This window comes from Acinetobacter junii (assembly GCF_018336855.1).
Lineage (GTDB): Bacteria > Pseudomonadota > Gammaproteobacteria > Pseudomonadales > Moraxellaceae > Acinetobacter > Acinetobacter junii.
Genome location: NZ_CP059558.1, coordinates 406,131 through 422,670, shown reverse-complemented (window position 1 = coordinate 422,670; position 16,540 = coordinate 406,131). Strand labels below are relative to the sequence as shown.

The window sequence follows — 16,540 nt, the reverse complement described above, 5'->3', positions numbered from 1 at the left end:
TTAGAATACAAGCTGCATCCTTGCACTCACAATGATTATGACGCTGAATCAACCTAATCGTAAGCTCTTCTTAGCGATTAGCTGCCTGACCATCTCGGCTTTTCTTTTCTCCATCATGGGCATCTGCATCAGATACGCATCTCAAACTGTAGATAATTACACGATTGTTTTTTTCCGTAATTTCGTTGGGCTGATACTTTTCCTACCATTGATTATGAAACAAGGTGCAAGCTTTGTTAAAACAGAAAAATTGTGGATGCATACTTGGCGAAGTCTGGTTGGGCTTGCGGCAATGTATGGTTTTTTCTATGCGATTGCACATTTGAAATTGTCCAATGCCATGGTATTTACGTATTCCTCACCTATTTTTATTCCACTGATTGCTTGGCTATTTTTAAAAGAACGTATTACTAAAGCAATGTTAATAGCAGCTGCATTAGGATTCTTAGGCGTATTTTGTGTTGCAAAACCTGATCAAGGATTGTGGAATTGGGTGTCTGCGATAGGGATAGCATCTAGCCTACTTGCATCAATGGCGTTTGTAACCGTAAGAGCACTAACCAAAACTGAACCTCCAGAACGTATCGTGTTTTATTTTTGCTTGATCGGCTCCTTACTTTCAGCCATACCGATGTTTTGGGTTTGGCGACCATATGCTTTGAAAGAACTTTTTTTTCTTATTGCAGCAGGAATACTTGCGAATGTAAGCCAAATTTTTATGTCTCATGCTTATCGCCTTGCTCCAGCTGGACAGATAGCACCAGTCAACTATATGGCGATCATTTTTGCGGGTGTTTGGGGCTTCTTTCTATGGCAAGAAACACCTGATTTTTATAGTTTATTCGGTTTTGGATTAATATTACTGGCAATTATTTTATGTAGTCCTTTGAGTCAAAGGCAAAGAAAAAGTCTCTAATAAAGCACAAATAAAAAAGCACCCGAAGGTGCTTTTTTAGGAGATAAGAGTTAGTGTTTATACCAACCAAACATTTGGAAAATGTATGGTGCGTAAGTTACCAACACTAAAGATGAGAACAATACGATAATAGGTAATAACCAACGCTCATATCGGAAGTAGAAACTTGTATATTTCTCTTTCGCTTCCTTATCAGCTGCCGTAACCTCTTCATCACCGACGGAGAGTCGCGTCAACAAATGGTTCAGCGCAACAGGCGGTGTCACATAACCAAACTCAAATGCAACCAATACGATCATCCAGAAGTGAATTGGATGGATACCATTCTCGTAAGCCACTGGAGCAATGGTTGCAGCAACAAGAATTACCGCACCGAATGGATCGGTTGTCATACCAATAATTGCTAGTAAAAGCGCAATAAATGCCAGTGAAATATAGATATTACCCAAGTGTGTAGGCAATAACTCAACCACTTCTGCACGTTCGATTAGACCACCAACACTTGCAGACAGAGCCATCAACAAGATTAATGCACCAATATGTCCTACAGTTTCTGATGTTGCAAAACGTAAAGCCCCACCAAAACCAAAGCCTTTGCTGCCATGTGGATCATGAGACTTTAAGAACTCTGACTTTTTCTCATGCTCACGAACTAAAGCTTCGTGCTTTGGATCTGTAACTGGTACTGGATGTTTAGCCGCAAATAATTTGTCGAACAAAATCATCGCGATCAATACCAATGGAAGAATCATTGGTGCTGTAAATTCATTGATTGATGTATCTAGAGCAAGCTTATAGAACATCACCACGGCGAAACCAATGATCACATAAGGAATCACAGGAATACACGCGCGTAACATACCAGGTACAGCAACTTTCGGTGAATTCACACGGAATTTTTCTTCAGCAAGAATCAATGAAACGCCTAAGAAAATAAATGCGGTTAACCAGAAGACATAAATACCGTGATCAAATAACTCTGTTGAAGTCACATGACGACTATCAAGCATCGAAATCAAAATCACAAGTAAACAAGGACGGATCACTACACCTAGCGAACCTGACATTGCCGATACCGCTAAGGCATATTGACGACGTGCACCAGAGTTCCAAACCTCTTTATAGATGATCGCACCAGCTGCAATAACGAAAATACCAGAAGCACCTGTATATGCTGTTGGAATCGCTGCTGCAATCAAGATTAACCAAGTTAAAGTTTCTGGAGCCAAGTTCCATGGACGTAAAATATTCAGGAACAAATCCATGACACGCGTTTGGGTCAGTAACATACCTGCCCAAATGAACAATGCTAGGTTTAAGAAAATCCCTGAGAATTCAACCAAAATACCGAGGTAAATACCTTGCCCCATTGGATAATCCATGAAGAAGGTAAAAACAATACCTGTCACAAGTGACATATAGGCATATAAAGGTACGCTTAAGAATGCTAAACCAACATTTCCTTTTTCTTGAGCATTTTTAGGGACCAAGAATAATTGGAATACACTGATAATGGTCATGACTACGAATAAAATAATCCATAACCATGAAATCGCCATCGTTTTAGCTGTAACTTCAACACCAGAATTGAGTAAGGACTGATATTGGCTCCAAACAGAAGCACTTAATAATCCATTACCTAAGATCATCAAAGTTGAGTAAACACGATAGTCAATTTTGCTTTTTGGCGCACGTAAACCAATATGGTGGTAGCGCAAAGATGCTGTAATCGACGTAAACAAGACCATAACTAATAAAAGAACAGTCTGGTTTTCCGATCCAACCTTAAAGATACCGAAGAAAGATGTTTCAACTTGACGATATGTACGAATGCTTGGATGTGCTTCCAAATGCTTCATAGCTTTATCGTAAAATTGATATTTCTCTTCACACTGTTGTTGCGCACCCATTAAAGATGCACGAACATCTGCTTCAGAAGCAGCACCAAACATGCTTGCAAACTCATCTGCAGCATTTGCTTTCATTTGCGCTTGAACTTGTGCTTCGATGTCAGGATGTCGATCACAAGAAGGTTTTTCAGGTTCAGCTCGTAAATACGAGTACTGCATGCCTGTAGTTTGATCACCGTAAAGACGCTCACCCATGCGGAGCATCTGACCGTGAATCATTTCGCCAGTACCAATAAGCAAAGTCATTAGCAACAAAGCAAGAATGATAAATGTAGATATCCAATCATTCCAGATATAACCCAAACGAGCTAATCCAGACTTTTTGTCTTGATCATTTTGCATGTGTATTCCAGTTTATTTTTTCTCAACATCCATCCAAAGATGTTGAATCATGCGTGTCCTTGGTTGATAGATAAATGAATTACCCTCTTCGGAACCAATCCCTTTTTAAACCGCCTAAATTTGCAGCAAACTTTTCTAAAAAATAATGACTGCAATCACTTTTTTGTGAGTTTTTTTTATCAATGTAAACAATGAATAATTTTAACTCTTGTAAGTATATTAAATAAAAAACCACTTAAATGGTATTAAAGCATACTGCCTTACTCAGATTTGCAAAACACTTCACAAAAATATTTAAAACGATTAACTATCTCAAATTTATTCAAATTTCTTATTTAGAGAAAATTGATGAGCTATTTCTAGAAATAAAAAAAGCACCCGAAGGTGCTTTTTTGGTTATTGATTTAGTTATACCAACCAAATAATTTAAAGAAATAAGGAACGTAAGCAATAATTAAGATTGCAGGTCCCATCACCAATAAAGGCAATATCCAACGTTCATATCGATAGTAGAAAGACAAATGACGTACTTCTGCATCTGCTTCAGCCACTTCCGCATCACCAATCGATTGTCGAGCCAAGAGATGGTTTAACGCTACTGGAGGTGTGACATAACCCAACTCAAAACCAATAAGTGCAATCATCCAGAAGTGAACAGGATCAATACCATATTGATATGCAACAGGTGCGACTGTAGCCGTGATCAAAATCACAGCACCAAATGGATCCATGATCATACCTACAAAGATCATCAACAATACAATCAGTGTAATCACCACAAATAGACTATTGATGTTTTGCGGGAAGGTTTCCATGATATGAATCTGTTCAAGAAAACCACCGACGCTTACTGAAAGTGCCATCAGAATCACAAGTGCACCAATATGCCCAACTGTTTCACTCGAAGAGGCATGCAATGCTTTAGCAAAGGAGATATTACGCTCTGGTTTGCGTGGATCATCTTCTGGATTGATTTTTGGTGCAGGTTGACTACCATCCGCAGGCAATGTGTAGCTATTCAAAGTACTGTCCCAATGACCAACTGGTGCCAACGGTGCAGGTTCTTTACGTAACTTATCAAACAATACCATCATCAATAGAATCACAGGCATCATCACTGGTGCAGTAAATTCATTGAGATCAGTTGCTAATGCATGTTTGTAGAATAGCCAAATCAGAACAAAGATCACGATATATGGTGATACAGGTACAAATGCACGTAATGATTTAGGCAATGCAATTTTGAATGGTGCGATACGGAATTTCTGCTCAGCAAACAGCAATGCAACGACCAAAAATAACGTTGAGGTCAATAGGAATGTGTACATCCCGTATTTATAAAGCAAATCGGTTGTTACTTCTTTGTTCAGCGAAGCCACCACAACGATCAATAAACACGGACGTAGAACAACACCCATTGAACCCGATAGTGCCGTTGCAGCTAAAGCAAACTGGCGACGACCACCCGCGTTCCACACTTCTTTATAAATAATTGCACCCGCAGCAATAACGAAAATACCAGATGCACCTGTATAGGCTGTTGGTAATGCCGCTGCTATTAGGATTAACCACGTTAGAGTCTCTGGAGCCAAATTCCAAGGACGTAAAATATTGAGGAATAAATCAACAATACGTGTTTGCTTGAGCAACATACCTGCCCAAATAAACAATGCTAGATTTAAGAAAATATTAGAGAATTCAACTAGCTGTCCCAGATAAATACCTTGCCCCATTGGATAATCCATGAAGAAAGTAAATGCAACCCCTGTGATAATTGCCATATAGGCATACAAAGGAACGCTGAGGAAAGCTAAACCGACACTTCCACCTTCACGAGTTGGGGTTGGAGATTTTATCAATTGGAACAAGCTAATCAGTGTCAGAACACCAAACAAAATCATCCATAACCAATAAATCACATTCATTTCGGGGGTGATTGGAACACCCGAATTCATAACCGATTTATATTGGCTAATCACAGATGAAGTGAGTAAAGCATTACCCAGCAACATTGCAATACTGTAAACACGGAAATCAATTTTGGTAGCAGGACTACGCAAGCCAATATGATGTGTTTTTAAAGATGCAGTAATTGCAGCGAATACAACCATGATGACGAGAAATAACGCACGGTTCTCTGTACCAAATTTAAAGATACCAAAGAAACTTGTTTCAATTGTACGATAAGTACGAACGCCAGGATTGGCTTCGATATGTTTCATCGCCTTATCGTAGAATTGGTATTTCTCATCACATTGTTGTTGAGCTGCTATCAGCGAAGCTCGAACATCCGATTCAGATGCCACACCAAACATACTCGCAAACTCATCAGCAGCGTTGATTTTCATCTGCTCTTGAACTTGTGCATCTATATTTGGATTTCTGTCACAGGTCGGCTTTTCAGGTTCAGCCCGTAGAAATGAATATTGCATTCCTGTATCAGGATCACCATAAAGACGCTCCCCCATACGTAAAAGCTGACCATGAATCATCTCTCCTGTTCCAATGACTAGTGTCATTAGAAGCAAAAAAAGTATGACAAAAGTCGAAACCCACTCTGTCCATATATGGCTAAGCAGACCTAATCCAGATTTTTTCTCTTGATCATGTTGCATGTCTATTCCACTTTATTGTTCTCAACATCCATCCAAAGATGTTGAATCATGCGATGTATATGGTTGATAGAGAAATAACACCCTCTTGATAACCAATCCCTATTTAAACCGTCTAAGTTGTTGATAAGTTTGTATGAAAGTGACTTAATGTTTTTATTTCTTAATCCTTTTTAATAGCAAATAACCAAGTCCACAAAATACACCTCCAATTGCTCCAATCAAATGTGCTTCTGTTAGTACAGGACTTCCTATTAATTGTGCTGTACCTGTTTGACCAAAGGTATTTTCCCAAACAAGTTTGGCAAATATGAGCACTAAAACTAAAATTGCGAATGTTCTTTCCTTTGGATATTTTAGATAAACCAAACTTACCGCTGTATAAAGACCATGCAATACGCCTGATAAACCTGCATAAGCTTCAATATAAGGAAAGTAAAAATAAAAAATGAGGCTGATAAATGGTGGTAACAGTAATAACAACCAAACTAGATGTCTATTACGCGCATGTGGAAAAATAAAAGGTAAACAAGCAAATGCAAGCATATTCAAAAAGAAATGCATCCATCCAACATGTACCCAATGGGCTGTCCATAAACGCCAGACTTCGACCAGTACACTAGGCTTCCAATAGATGAAATGATCAGCAAAAACTTGCAGACTTGCAGAGATCGAAATACATACTGCGATCAATATGACTTTCCGTATCCATATTTGATCTTTCATTTACGTACCCCCTCTTTTAAAACGAACCTTTTACATTCAACATTAATCAGTAATGTACTTAAATAATGTAAAAGGTCGTTTAATCTAGGTTACTGAGCTGGGGTCTCTTCTGCAGGAGCAGATGCACCATCCCCACCACCATCAAATAGCTCATCTAATTCTGAAGAACTTTCTTGTTTATCATCCCAGAATGTTGATAGACCTTCATCGGTAGCACGTATGCCAGTATTTTCTGTCCAGTAACGATCCGCAATTCCACGAACCATTAGACCTGCCATTTTGTCAATTAATCTAAATTGAGGGTTTGCAGGTTTATCTTCCCCTGTTGCAGCAGCATATGAACGGAATGCATCTCTAAGTTTTGCATCATCACCACTTGCTTGTGCAGCAACAGCATAAAGTGCATGTGCTAAGCGAACACCTTTTTTCTCACCAATTTGCATCGATTCTTTCATCGTTGCATAAGGTTCAGGTTTACCATCACCAGCACCTGGTAATAATGTCCAAATCACAGCACGAGTCGCCATTGGAGCGCCCCAGAACTTTTCATTATCTAGACATGCCATACCACGTTCTACAATACCCGCAATATCTTTCGGTACATTGATTGCACCACCAGAGTTAATATCATTGGTCATCGCTTGTAGACCATTCACCATACCCAATAAATATACGGTTTGATCTAAATCATTACGCATAGTTGGACATGAATCGCCTAATTTATACTTATATTTAGTTTCCCAACGATTTGCGAAAAGCTTGTAGCTTGCATATTGACGTTCTGCTGCGATACCAGCCCAACGTTTTTGCTCAATACGAGCATCTTGAGCTTCAGTCACTTGACCCGCTTTAGAAGCACGCAAATAACGTAATTCAGCCTCAAGCGCTTGATTTTCGGCACAAATACCCGCGGCAGTATACAATAAAACAGCCATTCGAGTCGGGTCGGCACCCATATCTTTGGTTGACATAATTGCAGGAGTTAATGCATTTCCTGAATTACATACCATTTCAGCATCTTCCATTGCTAAAATTGGTGGTACGATATGTTTTTCACTGAATCCTAACGCGACATTTGCACCAGTTTTAATGACATATGAACACCCTGATAACATTGAAGTTGTAACCAAAGCAACCGCCACACCCTGTCCAATTTTGTGGAGTTTAGACATTCTTCCTGTCCTCTAATTAATTTGTTTTTCCTTTTAGATGTACCTTATCAGATGCAATACTTGAATTAAAGAGTAATTGCTCTAATTTTAACGTGGACATTTTGACACAAGTCACAGAAAAGAGAATTGACAGAGAATTGAAGATCTAAAAATTTCAGGCAAAAAAAAGTAGCATTGCGACGGTTCAGCACATGCTACTTATTAACTGGTTAAAACGTGAAACTCTTTTATATTTTAGTTTTGTTGCAAATAATCCTTGAGTAATGTTCCAGCTCTTCCTATAACAATCGCCATAACGACTGCAATTACTAGAAACATCCACATTGAAATCTCCATAGAGACCTCCTACACTTTTTGTATCTACTTTTGATAGATACTAGATCGACGTTCGACATCAGCATTCACGGGATTGTGATATATTGATGACACCTTCAATCTCTTTCTCTTGGTCACTGCAACATTACGTTGACGTGATTCAAGAAGTTCCCTGAGTAAAGTTCCTGCTCTTCCTATTACAATTGCAAAAACGATTGCAATCACCAGAAACGACCATGTTGGAATTTCCATCATTTTAGGACCTCCACCACACTTTACGTTGGTGTTTGTACTTTAGCGAAAAGGTAGCGATCTTGATGCTCAGATTGTCTGACAATCATCATTTTCATTATTTTTTAGAGTATTTAATCTAACAATTGTTTTTAAAGTTGAGTAAAAAACACTATCTAAATGATTTATATTAAATTAATTAAATTATACAAATGTAGAGTTGTCTAACAATTATGCAAGTTTTGAGAGTAATTTCAGCATTTTCCATTGATTTAAAGACAATTGATCCCACCAAATTACACATATTTTTGATTCAATATTAGAAAAATACAGCACAATATATAAATGATGATCAACAATTTTGAGTAATTTTCCTTGCTCAATATTAGGCACGGCTCCATCAAAACGAATCGACCAATCATCGTCACAGAGATACTCAATTTGATTTATTTTCGGTTTGTTTAATGCCGACCAGCCCGCCCATCCCATAATCAACAAGCACACTAACCATAAAAAAGCTGACAATAATTGATAAAGCAGGATATTGATTCCCAAAAAACAAAACAGCTGCAATCCTAGCGAAAATCGACTAGATTGCAGCTCAAAAATACGTTTAGCCGTGTACATATTTTTTTAATTTTAAAATAAACGCTTTTAACTCTTCACGTGGTGGCTCACCCACTTCCATGAACCAATCCAACAAATCAGGATCTTCTTGATCCACCAACTCTGCAAATAATGCTTTTTCTGTTGGGTCTGCAGTCAAATAATATTGTTTAACATAAGGGTCAAAGTACACATCAATTTCTTTTAACCCACGACGTGCACGATAAATCACCTTGCGCTCTTCCAGTGTCATTTCATCAGACATTACTTATTCCACTTGCAACAAAGACAGCATAGTGTACCTGATCCAGTTTTATCTGCGCATAGATTTTTATAAGGTGACCAAATACATCAATCAAAATGAGCATTGATCACATTGTTGAATAATTCAGCTTTCTTGTATCTTCATGATGATCATTTAATCCAATGAACTAGGGAAAAAATAACAAATGCAATCAGGTGCAATTCGTCCAATTCCAAACATGCTTCCACGTAAACTTTTTACTCCAGACCATGAAGCATTCCGTGAAACTGTTCGTAAGTTCTACGAAAAAGAAGTTGTTCCAAATATCGAAAAGTATGAGAAACAGCAGCATGTAGATCGCGATTTATGGAACAAAGCAGGTGCGCTAGGTTTGTTATGCACAACGATGCCTGAAGAATATGGTGGCTCAGGTGTGGATCGACTCTATAGTATGATTCTGATTGAAGAACAAGCATATGCGATGGACTCAAGCACAGGTTTTTCTTTGCATTCAGATATCGTTGCTAATTACATTAATAATTTTGGTAATGAAGATCAGAAGCAAAAATGGTTGCCAAAAATGGCATCAGGCGAAACGGTTACGGCTATTGCTATGACAGAACCAGGTACAGGTTCAGATTTGCAAGCTGTTCGTACGACGGCTGTACTTGATGGTGATGAATACGTTATCAATGGTTCTAAAATTTTCATTACCAATGGCTATCTTTGCGACATGGCAATTGTTGTTTGTAAAACAGGTAACAGCGACAAAGGTTCAGCCAATCTTTCATTAATTATTGTCGAAGCTGATCGTGCAGGTTTTAGTAAAGGTAAACCTTTAAACAAAATTGGTATGAAAGGACAAGATACATGCGAACTTTTCTTTGACAACGTCCGCGTACCAAAAGAAAATTTACTAGGTATGGAAGGCATGGGCTTTATCATGCTCATGAAAGAATTAGCATGGGAACGTATGTTAGTTGCGATTATTTGCCAAGCAGGTGCTGAGGCAGCTTTTGCACATACAGTTCAATATACTAAAGACCGTAAAGCATTTGGAAAACCAATTGGGACTTTCCAAAATACTCGCTTTAAGCTAGCTGAACTAAGAACTGAAATTGATTTCTGTCGTACCTATTTAGATCGTTGCATGGAATTACAGTTAGAAGAAAGTCTAGGTGTCGATGCTGCTGCGGCAGCCAAATACAAAATTTCTGACATGTTCTCTAAAGTTGTAGATGAATGCTTACAATTGCATGGCGGATACGGTTATATGCTTGAATACCCAATCGCACGTGCCTACATCGACAACCGTGCAAACCGTATTTATGCTGGAACCAATGAAATCATGAAAGAGCTGATTTCTCGCACCCTATAATAAGATCTAAAGGGATAGCACTATCGATAATGCTATCCCTTTTTAAATCACTTCTGTTGTGTTTTTTCTGAGTCTTGCGCATTCATACGCATCATGATTTTCTTTATAGTGGCATGTTCAGCATGTTGTTGCATCGTAGTATTCAGTGCTGCTCGAGCATCTTGTGTTGTGAAATGAGCAATCTCGCCACCAATACCACTTGCTTTCTTCGCCCAAGCCTTTCCCTCAGCGGATTCATAGAATTTCAACGCTGCTTCTAATTCTTTTTGATTAAAAGTTTCCACATAACGTTGAACAATAAACTGCTTTCGTTTTTCGCTATTCAAATTCTTGCTCAAATCAACATAAAACTGCTCAGGAATATCTTTAGGCAGTCGCATACGAATTTGCTCGATAATCATTTTATCAGTGTTCTGTAATCCCTGTTCAGTTCCGTCCATGGATACCAGCTTCTGTGCAACGGTCTCTTTCTTTTTAATATCTTCTGCAAAAGCCACTGTGCTTAACATTAAAGTTATTAAAAGCAAGCCTATCCTCATGATTTCTTCCTTGATCGTTATTTAAATTTTGAATCAATATACTCGAATTCTTAACAGAAATTAAAATTTAGAAATAAAAAAACCTATGTATTAACATAGGTTTTTTTTATCAAACAAAAAATTTATGAAACTAATTTAGGCTTACGATCCGCTTGCTCACCACGTTTATGGAATTGCAATACGCCATCGTTAAACTTAGCATCTTTTAGATCTTTACGATCTGCAAGATAGTTATTGGTAATTTTCCAAGGCGCTTGCTTACCTTGTTTTGGCATAACATCTGCTGCACGTGCGATATAACCAGAAGACAATTTACCCATAATAGTATCCTGTTCAAACTGACTTGGGTCAGCATGAGCAATCACTTCATCATAGCCATTCTTATCCATATGATTAATCAAGCGGCAAATATAATCAGCTGCGATATCAACTTTTAATGTCCAAGAAGCATTGATATAACCAATAATCATAGCCATATTCGGCACATCACTCACCATCACACCTTGATACAACATGTGTTTAGAGGTATTAAGTGGCTTACCATCGATTGAACCTTGCACACCACCCAAGATTTGGATCTCTAAACCAGTTGCTGAGATCACAATATCTGCTTCTAAGTGTTTACCAGATTTTAACTGAATACCATTTGCGGTGAATTTTTCAATTTGATCTGTTTCAATACTTGCTTGACCTTCACGTAAAGCTTTGAATAAATCACCATCAGGAACAACACACAAACGCTGATCCCATGGGTTATAGCTTGGAGTAAAGTGTTTCATATCCACTTTACCTTTTAACTGTAACTCGATTCCTTTCAATAGCAAACGACGAACAGTTTTAGGATGCTTTTGTGCTAATGCATAAATTGCACGTTGCATGCCGATGTTACGAGCACGAGTAAATTTATATGCTGTTTCTTCAGACATAAATCGACGTGTCTTTTCATAAATAAAGTCAATTGAAGGCACTGTTGCAATATATGTTGGTGAACGTTGCAACATGGTTACATGACCTGCCCCACCTTTTACCATCGAAGGAACAAGTGTAATGGCAGTTGCACCACTACCGATAATTACAACTTTTTTGCCTTTATAATCTAAATTCTCAGGCCAATGTTGTGGATGGATAAATTGCCCTTTAAATTTATCTTGATCTTGGAATTGTGGTGCATAACCTTGGTCATAATTATAGTAACCAGTACATCCCATCACAAAATTAGCTGACCAAGTCTGCTTCTTCTTGTTGTTGTCTTCAATTTCAACCAACCACTTTTTCTTAGCAGAATCATAGTTTGCAGAAAGTACACGATGACCAAAGTGAATTTTCTCTTTTAATTTATTTTCAGAGATAACTTCACCTAAATAACCTTTAATTTCAGGACCGCTTGCTAAAACTTTTTCTTTTGCCCATGGTTTAAAGTTAAAACCAAAAGTAGACATGTCTGAATCCGAACGAATACCAGGATAACGGAATAAATCCCAAGTCCCACCAAAGCTATCACGACGCTCTAAAATTTCAAATTGGCGTTGCGGACAGTTCTTAGAAAGATGCACAGCTAACCCAATCCCAGAGATACCTGCACCAATAATTAATACATCAACTTGCTTTTCCATTTTTTTTATACCCTGTATAAACCATGTCTTTATTAAAGCACAAATTTGACAATACACAATGTCAAGTTTAGTCATTCATCGGTTTTTTTATATCAGTTCGGGACATTTTGAAAAAAAAGAGGGTAAAAAAATCCTGAGATTTTTGCTTGGATTTGCTATTTTCGGAAACTCGAAATTAAGAACACATCCTTAGTTTATTATAAAAAACTAAGTTAACTAATTAATATTTATAGAACATAAAATAAATTAAGCACATCAAATGTAGAGACAATTTATAATTAAATTTTAATGTAAATAGGAAGCTTTAATAGCTCATATACATTGTTTTACAAGCGAATAATCCTATAAACAAACCGTGAAGACAGTGTGTAGCATTGATGCCGAATTTATTTGCTAAAATCATACCAGCTCAATCTGCTGCAGGAATTACATTAGGGTTAGATTTCAGCACTTTTAAAGCAGTTTCAGATTTTCAAATCATTCATGATTATGAAGAATCAGACAACTTATCTTATGAGCAAAATAAATGACTAGTTTTATACCGAAATTTGCTACAGACAAGTGGACATTCTATTCGTGAAATATGTTGCTATTGGAATAAGAGCATTACGCTAACATTCAGCGCAAAGACAAAAAGACTAGAATTCATCTATGTAGACGAAGTATATCAAGGAAAATTATTAGGTTTGTTAGGAATAGGAGATCGGTTAGATTCAGTCAAAGTACAAAATAACTTTCATTTTGAAGGTTATAGACATTATCTTGAATATACAGAAGATAGCAGCCTTACCTTGCTGGAGAAATTATTCCTACTGAGATAGTAACAAACTACAAAATAGAGTACTCAGAAGGATATTCAGACCAAATAATTCAAGGTTTCTTGATCTACTTGCCGCCAATCGAAAGAAATGATCTAAACATAATTGCTTAACTTAATGCTCCTTCAATACATTTGAATACAAGATCCAGAACCTTAAACAATAAAAAAGGTCGGTTATTACACCGACCTTTTTTGGAACAACTGACTGTTCTACACTTAGAAGTATTATTTTACTTCACGGTCAACGAGTTCAACGTAAGCCATCGGTGCAGCATCACCTGCACGGAAGCCCGCTTTAAGAACACGTAGATAACCGCCGTTACGCTCTTTGTAACGAGGGCCAAGAACGGTAAATAATTTACCAACAGTTGCTGCAGAACGAGTACGAGCAAACGCTAAACGACGGTTTGCTACTGTATCGTTTTTAGCTAAAGTGATTAAAGGCTCAGCAACGCGGCGAAGTTCTTTCGCTTTAGGCAAAGTTGTTTTAATTAACTCATGCTCAACTAAAGCATTTGTTAAGTTTTGGAACAACGCCTTACGGTGGCTGCTTGTACGGCCTAATTTCACACCACTATTACGATGACGCATGGTGATAGTCCTACTTAATTAACGGCTACGATAGGCAAAACGGTCATCCATACGGAGACTAGCAGGTGGCCAGTTCTCTAAACGCATGCCGAGTTGTAAACCTTTCGATGCCAAAACATCTTTGATCTCAGTTAACGATTTTTTACCTAAGTTAGGAGTTTTTAACAACTCAACTTCAGTACGTTGAACAAGATCACCAATGTAGTAAATATTTTCTGCCTTCAAACAGTTAGCAGAACGAACAGTTAGCTCGAGATCATCTACTGGACGAAGCAAAATTGGATCAACTTCTTCGCGAGGTTCTTGAGCAACTGGAGTTTGATCTTTCTGAAGATCAACAAAAATTGCAATTTGTTGTTGCAAGATTGTTGCCGCTTTGCGGATTGCTTCTTCTGGATCAACAGTACCGTTTGTTTCAAGATCGATCACTAGCTTGTCAAGATCAGTACGTTGTTCTACACGCGCGTTTTCAACGGTATAAGAAACACGTTTAATCGGGCTATATGAAGCATCTAATTGTAAACGACCTACAGGGCGAGTTTCGCCTTCTGGGAAGCGTGAATCAGAAGTTTCGTAGCCACGACCTTGAGCAACTTTAAGGCGCATTTTTAATGAACCGCTAGAACTCAAAGTACCAATTAAATGATCAGGGTTAACCACTTCAACATTATGAGGTAAACGAAGGTCAGCTGCTGTTACGTCACCTGCACCTTGCTTCTCTAATGTTAAATATGCTTCGTTTTGATCGAACAGCTTAATAGACAATCCTTTTAGGTTCAGCAAGAGCTCGACGATGTCCTGCTGCAAGCCTTCTAAAGTACTGTACTCGTGCTCGACACCTTCTATTTCTACTTCAACCACAGCAGCGCCAGGTAAAGAAGACAATAGAATGCGACGTAAAGCATTACCTAGAGTATGACCAAAGCCACGCTCTAAAGGTTCCAGAATCACTTTTGCCGAGGTCCCGCTCACCGCTTCGACCTTGATCGCTTGCGGAGTTAGAAACTCGTTTGCAGTACGCGTCATTTATTGCTACCTCAAGGATTATTTAGAATACAATTCTACAATCAAGCTTTCGTTGATTTCAGCAGGTAAATCAGAACGATCTGGAGCAGCTTTGAACGTACCTTCTAACTTAGAATGGTCAACTTCCATCCAAGCAGGGATACCACGTTGAGCAGCTAATTCAATCGCGTTTTTAATACGCAATTGTTGTTTAGCGCCTTCATGCACTGCAATTACATCGCCCGCTTTAACTTGAATAGACGCAATGTTTACACGACGACCATTTAAAGTAATAGAACGGTGACTTACTAACTGACGAGCTTCTGCACGTGTAGAACCAAAACCCATGCGATAAACTACGTTATCAAGACGGCTTTCAAGCAATTTCAACAAGTTTTCACCTGTTGCGCCTTTAACACGAGCTGCTTCTTTATAGTAATTACTAAATTGACGCTCTAACACACCGTACATACGACGTACTTTTTGTTTTTCACGTAATTGTAGTGAGTACTCAGATTGCTTTCCACCGCGTGCCTGACCATGTTGACCAGGTGCTTTGTTAGCTTTTTTTGTTTTGACGTCAAATGGTTTAACGCCAGATTTAAGTTGCAGGTCTGTCCCTTCGCGGCGAGAGAGTTTGCATTTTGGACCAATATAACGAGCCATGAATGTTTCTCCTTACACGCGACGTTTTTTAGGTGGACGGCAACCGTTGTGAGGAATTGGAGTCACATCGGTAATGCTGTTAATCTTATAACCCACTGCGCCTAATGCACGAACCGCAGACTCACGACCTGGACCAGGACCTTTTACAAGGACGTCTAGGTTTTTCAAACCGTAATCTAAAGCTGCTTTACCAGCAACTTCAGCAGCTACCTGAGCAGCGAACGGAGTTGATTTACGTGAACCACGGAAGCCTTGTCCACCTGAGGTAGCCCAAGCCAATGCATTACCTTGACGATCGGTAATCGTTACAATGGTGTTATTAAAAGACGCGTGAATGTGTGCAACACCTTCAGAGACGGTACGAGTGACCTTCTTGCGTGTGCGAGTATCTTTAGCCATCTTTTAGCTTCCAGAAATCTTACTTTTTAATCGGTTTGCGCGGACCTTTACGGGTACGTGCGTTAGTTTTGGTGCGTTGTCCGCGAACAGGCAAGCTGCGACGATGACGAAGACCGCGGTAGCAGCCTAAATCCATTAAACGTTTAATGTTCATGGAAATTTCGCGACGTAAATCACCTTCGGTCGGAACCTTAGCAACTTCTGCACGAATCGCATCAAGCTGAGCATCATCTAATTCACGAATTTTTGTAGTCTCAGTGATACCTACAGCAGCTAAGATATTCTTAGCAGTGTGGCGACCGATACCAAAAATATACGTGAGAGAGATAACAGCATGCTTGTTATCCGGAATGTTTACACCGGCAATACGAGCCATTCAATTTTCTCCAAAAAGGCAGTCAAGATAATCAACCGCCCCACAAAAATCTTGAGGGGCGGATAATAACCTAATTAGC

At 38.6% G+C, this 16,540-nt stretch carries 16 protein-coding genes and 1 pseudogene; 3 read left to right on the top strand and 14 right to left on the bottom strand.

Annotated features, from left to right (window positions below):
- Window positions 1-37: 37 nt before the first annotated feature.
- Window positions 38-916 (top strand): DMT family transporter, encoded by an 879-nt coding sequence (locus tag H2677_RS02070; protein ID WP_212639566.1) that lies wholly within the window; start codon window positions 38-40, stop codon window positions 914-916.
- Between the two features lie 50 nt (window positions 917-966).
- Here the strand turns inward: H2677_RS02070 and H2677_RS02065 are convergent, their stop codons facing one another.
- The 7 genes from H2677_RS02065 to H2677_RS02035 form a co-directional block, all read right to left on the bottom strand.
- Window positions 967-3,168 (bottom strand): TRAP transporter large permease subunit, encoded by a 2,202-nt coding sequence (locus tag H2677_RS02065; RefSeq protein ID WP_004951836.1) that lies wholly within the window; start codon window positions 3,166-3,168, stop codon window positions 967-969.
- A gap of 404 nt (window positions 3,169-3,572) precedes the next feature.
- Window positions 3,573-5,783 carry a TRAP transporter large permease subunit gene (locus tag H2677_RS02060; protein ID WP_212639036.1) on the bottom strand — a complete coding sequence of 737 codons (2,211 nt, stop codon included), beginning with the start codon at window positions 5,781-5,783 and terminating at the stop codon, window positions 3,573-3,575.
- 153 nt (window positions 5,784-5,936) lie between these two features.
- Window positions 5,937-6,506, bottom strand: coding sequence for a rhombosortase (gene rrtA, locus H2677_RS02055; protein ID WP_004951830.1), 570 nt, complete (start codon window positions 6,504-6,506; stop codon window positions 5,937-5,939).
- 89 nt (window positions 6,507-6,595) lie between these two features.
- Window positions 6,596-7,678, bottom strand: a complete 1,083-nt coding sequence (locus tag H2677_RS02050) for a hypothetical protein (protein WP_099948048.1) — start codon at window positions 7,676-7,678, stop codon at window positions 6,596-6,598.
- A 360-nt stretch (window positions 7,679-8,038) separates the two neighbouring features.
- Window positions 8,039-8,245 carry a hypothetical protein gene (locus H2677_RS02045; protein WP_212639565.1) on the bottom strand — a complete coding sequence of 69 codons (207 nt, stop codon included), beginning with the start codon at window positions 8,243-8,245 and terminating at the stop codon, window positions 8,039-8,041.
- Window positions 8,246-8,455: 210 nt separating this feature from the next.
- Window positions 8,456-8,722, bottom strand: a complete 267-nt coding sequence (locus H2677_RS02040; RefSeq protein WP_228150891.1) for a hypothetical protein — start codon at window positions 8,720-8,722, stop codon at window positions 8,456-8,458.
- 115 nt (window positions 8,723-8,837) lie between these two features.
- A complete protein-coding gene (locus tag H2677_RS02035) occupies window positions 8,838-9,095 on the bottom strand; it encodes an FAD assembly factor SdhE (protein ID WP_004909323.1) in 258 nt (85 codons plus the stop codon).
- A gap of 184 nt (window positions 9,096-9,279) precedes the next feature.
- Between H2677_RS02035 and H2677_RS02030 the strand changes: the two genes are divergently transcribed.
- Window positions 9,280-10,452 carry an acyl-CoA dehydrogenase family protein gene (locus H2677_RS02030; protein ID WP_004909327.1) on the top strand — a complete coding sequence of 391 codons (1,173 nt, stop codon included), beginning with the start codon at window positions 9,280-9,282 and terminating at the stop codon, window positions 10,450-10,452.
- Between the two features lie 47 nt (window positions 10,453-10,499).
- Here the strand turns inward: H2677_RS02030 and H2677_RS02025 are convergent, their stop codons facing one another.
- On the bottom strand, window positions 10,500-10,991 hold the full coding sequence (locus H2677_RS02025; protein WP_212639035.1) for a DUF2059 domain-containing protein: 492 nt from the start codon (window positions 10,989-10,991) through the stop codon (window positions 10,500-10,502).
- A gap of 122 nt (window positions 10,992-11,113) precedes the next feature.
- The gene (locus tag H2677_RS02020; protein ID WP_004909331.1) at window positions 11,114-12,604 is read right to left on the bottom strand and encodes a flavin-containing monooxygenase; all 1,491 of its coding nucleotides are present in this window, start codon (window positions 12,602-12,604) and stop codon (window positions 11,114-11,116) included.
- 374 nt (window positions 12,605-12,978) lie between these two features.
- Between H2677_RS02020 and H2677_RS16150 the strand changes: the two are divergent.
- Window positions 12,979-13,535: pseudogene (locus tag H2677_RS16150) on the top strand (hypothetical protein).
- Window positions 13,536-13,649: 114 nt separating this feature from the next.
- On the opposite strand, the gene rplQ reads toward H2677_RS16150, so the two are convergent.
- The 5 genes from rplQ to rpsM are packed head-to-tail and all read right to left on the bottom strand — an operon-like array spanning window position 13,650 to window position 16,461.
- Window positions 13,650-14,015 (bottom strand): 50S ribosomal protein L17, encoded by a 366-nt coding sequence (gene rplQ / locus H2677_RS02010; protein WP_004641032.1) that lies wholly within the window; start codon window positions 14,013-14,015, stop codon window positions 13,650-13,652.
- 18 nt (window positions 14,016-14,033) lie between these two features.
- On the bottom strand, window positions 14,034-15,041 hold the full coding sequence (locus H2677_RS02005; RefSeq protein ID WP_004660372.1) for a DNA-directed RNA polymerase subunit alpha: 1,008 nt from the start codon (window positions 15,039-15,041) through the stop codon (window positions 14,034-14,036).
- 18 nt (window positions 15,042-15,059) lie between these two features.
- Window positions 15,060-15,686: a 30S ribosomal protein S4 gene (rpsD, locus tag H2677_RS02000; RefSeq protein ID WP_004909337.1), complete on the bottom strand. Its 627-nt coding sequence runs from the start codon at window positions 15,684-15,686 to the stop codon at window positions 15,060-15,062.
- A 12-nt stretch (window positions 15,687-15,698) separates the two neighbouring features.
- Window positions 15,699-16,085, bottom strand: a complete 387-nt coding sequence (gene rpsK / locus H2677_RS01995) for a 30S ribosomal protein S11 (protein WP_001040166.1) — start codon at window positions 16,083-16,085, stop codon at window positions 15,699-15,701.
- A gap of 19 nt (window positions 16,086-16,104) precedes the next feature.
- The gene (gene rpsM, locus H2677_RS01990) at window positions 16,105-16,461 is read right to left on the bottom strand and encodes a 30S ribosomal protein S13 (protein WP_000090815.1); all 357 of its coding nucleotides are present in this window, start codon (window positions 16,459-16,461) and stop codon (window positions 16,105-16,107) included.
- Window positions 16,462-16,540: the final 79 nt, after the last annotated feature.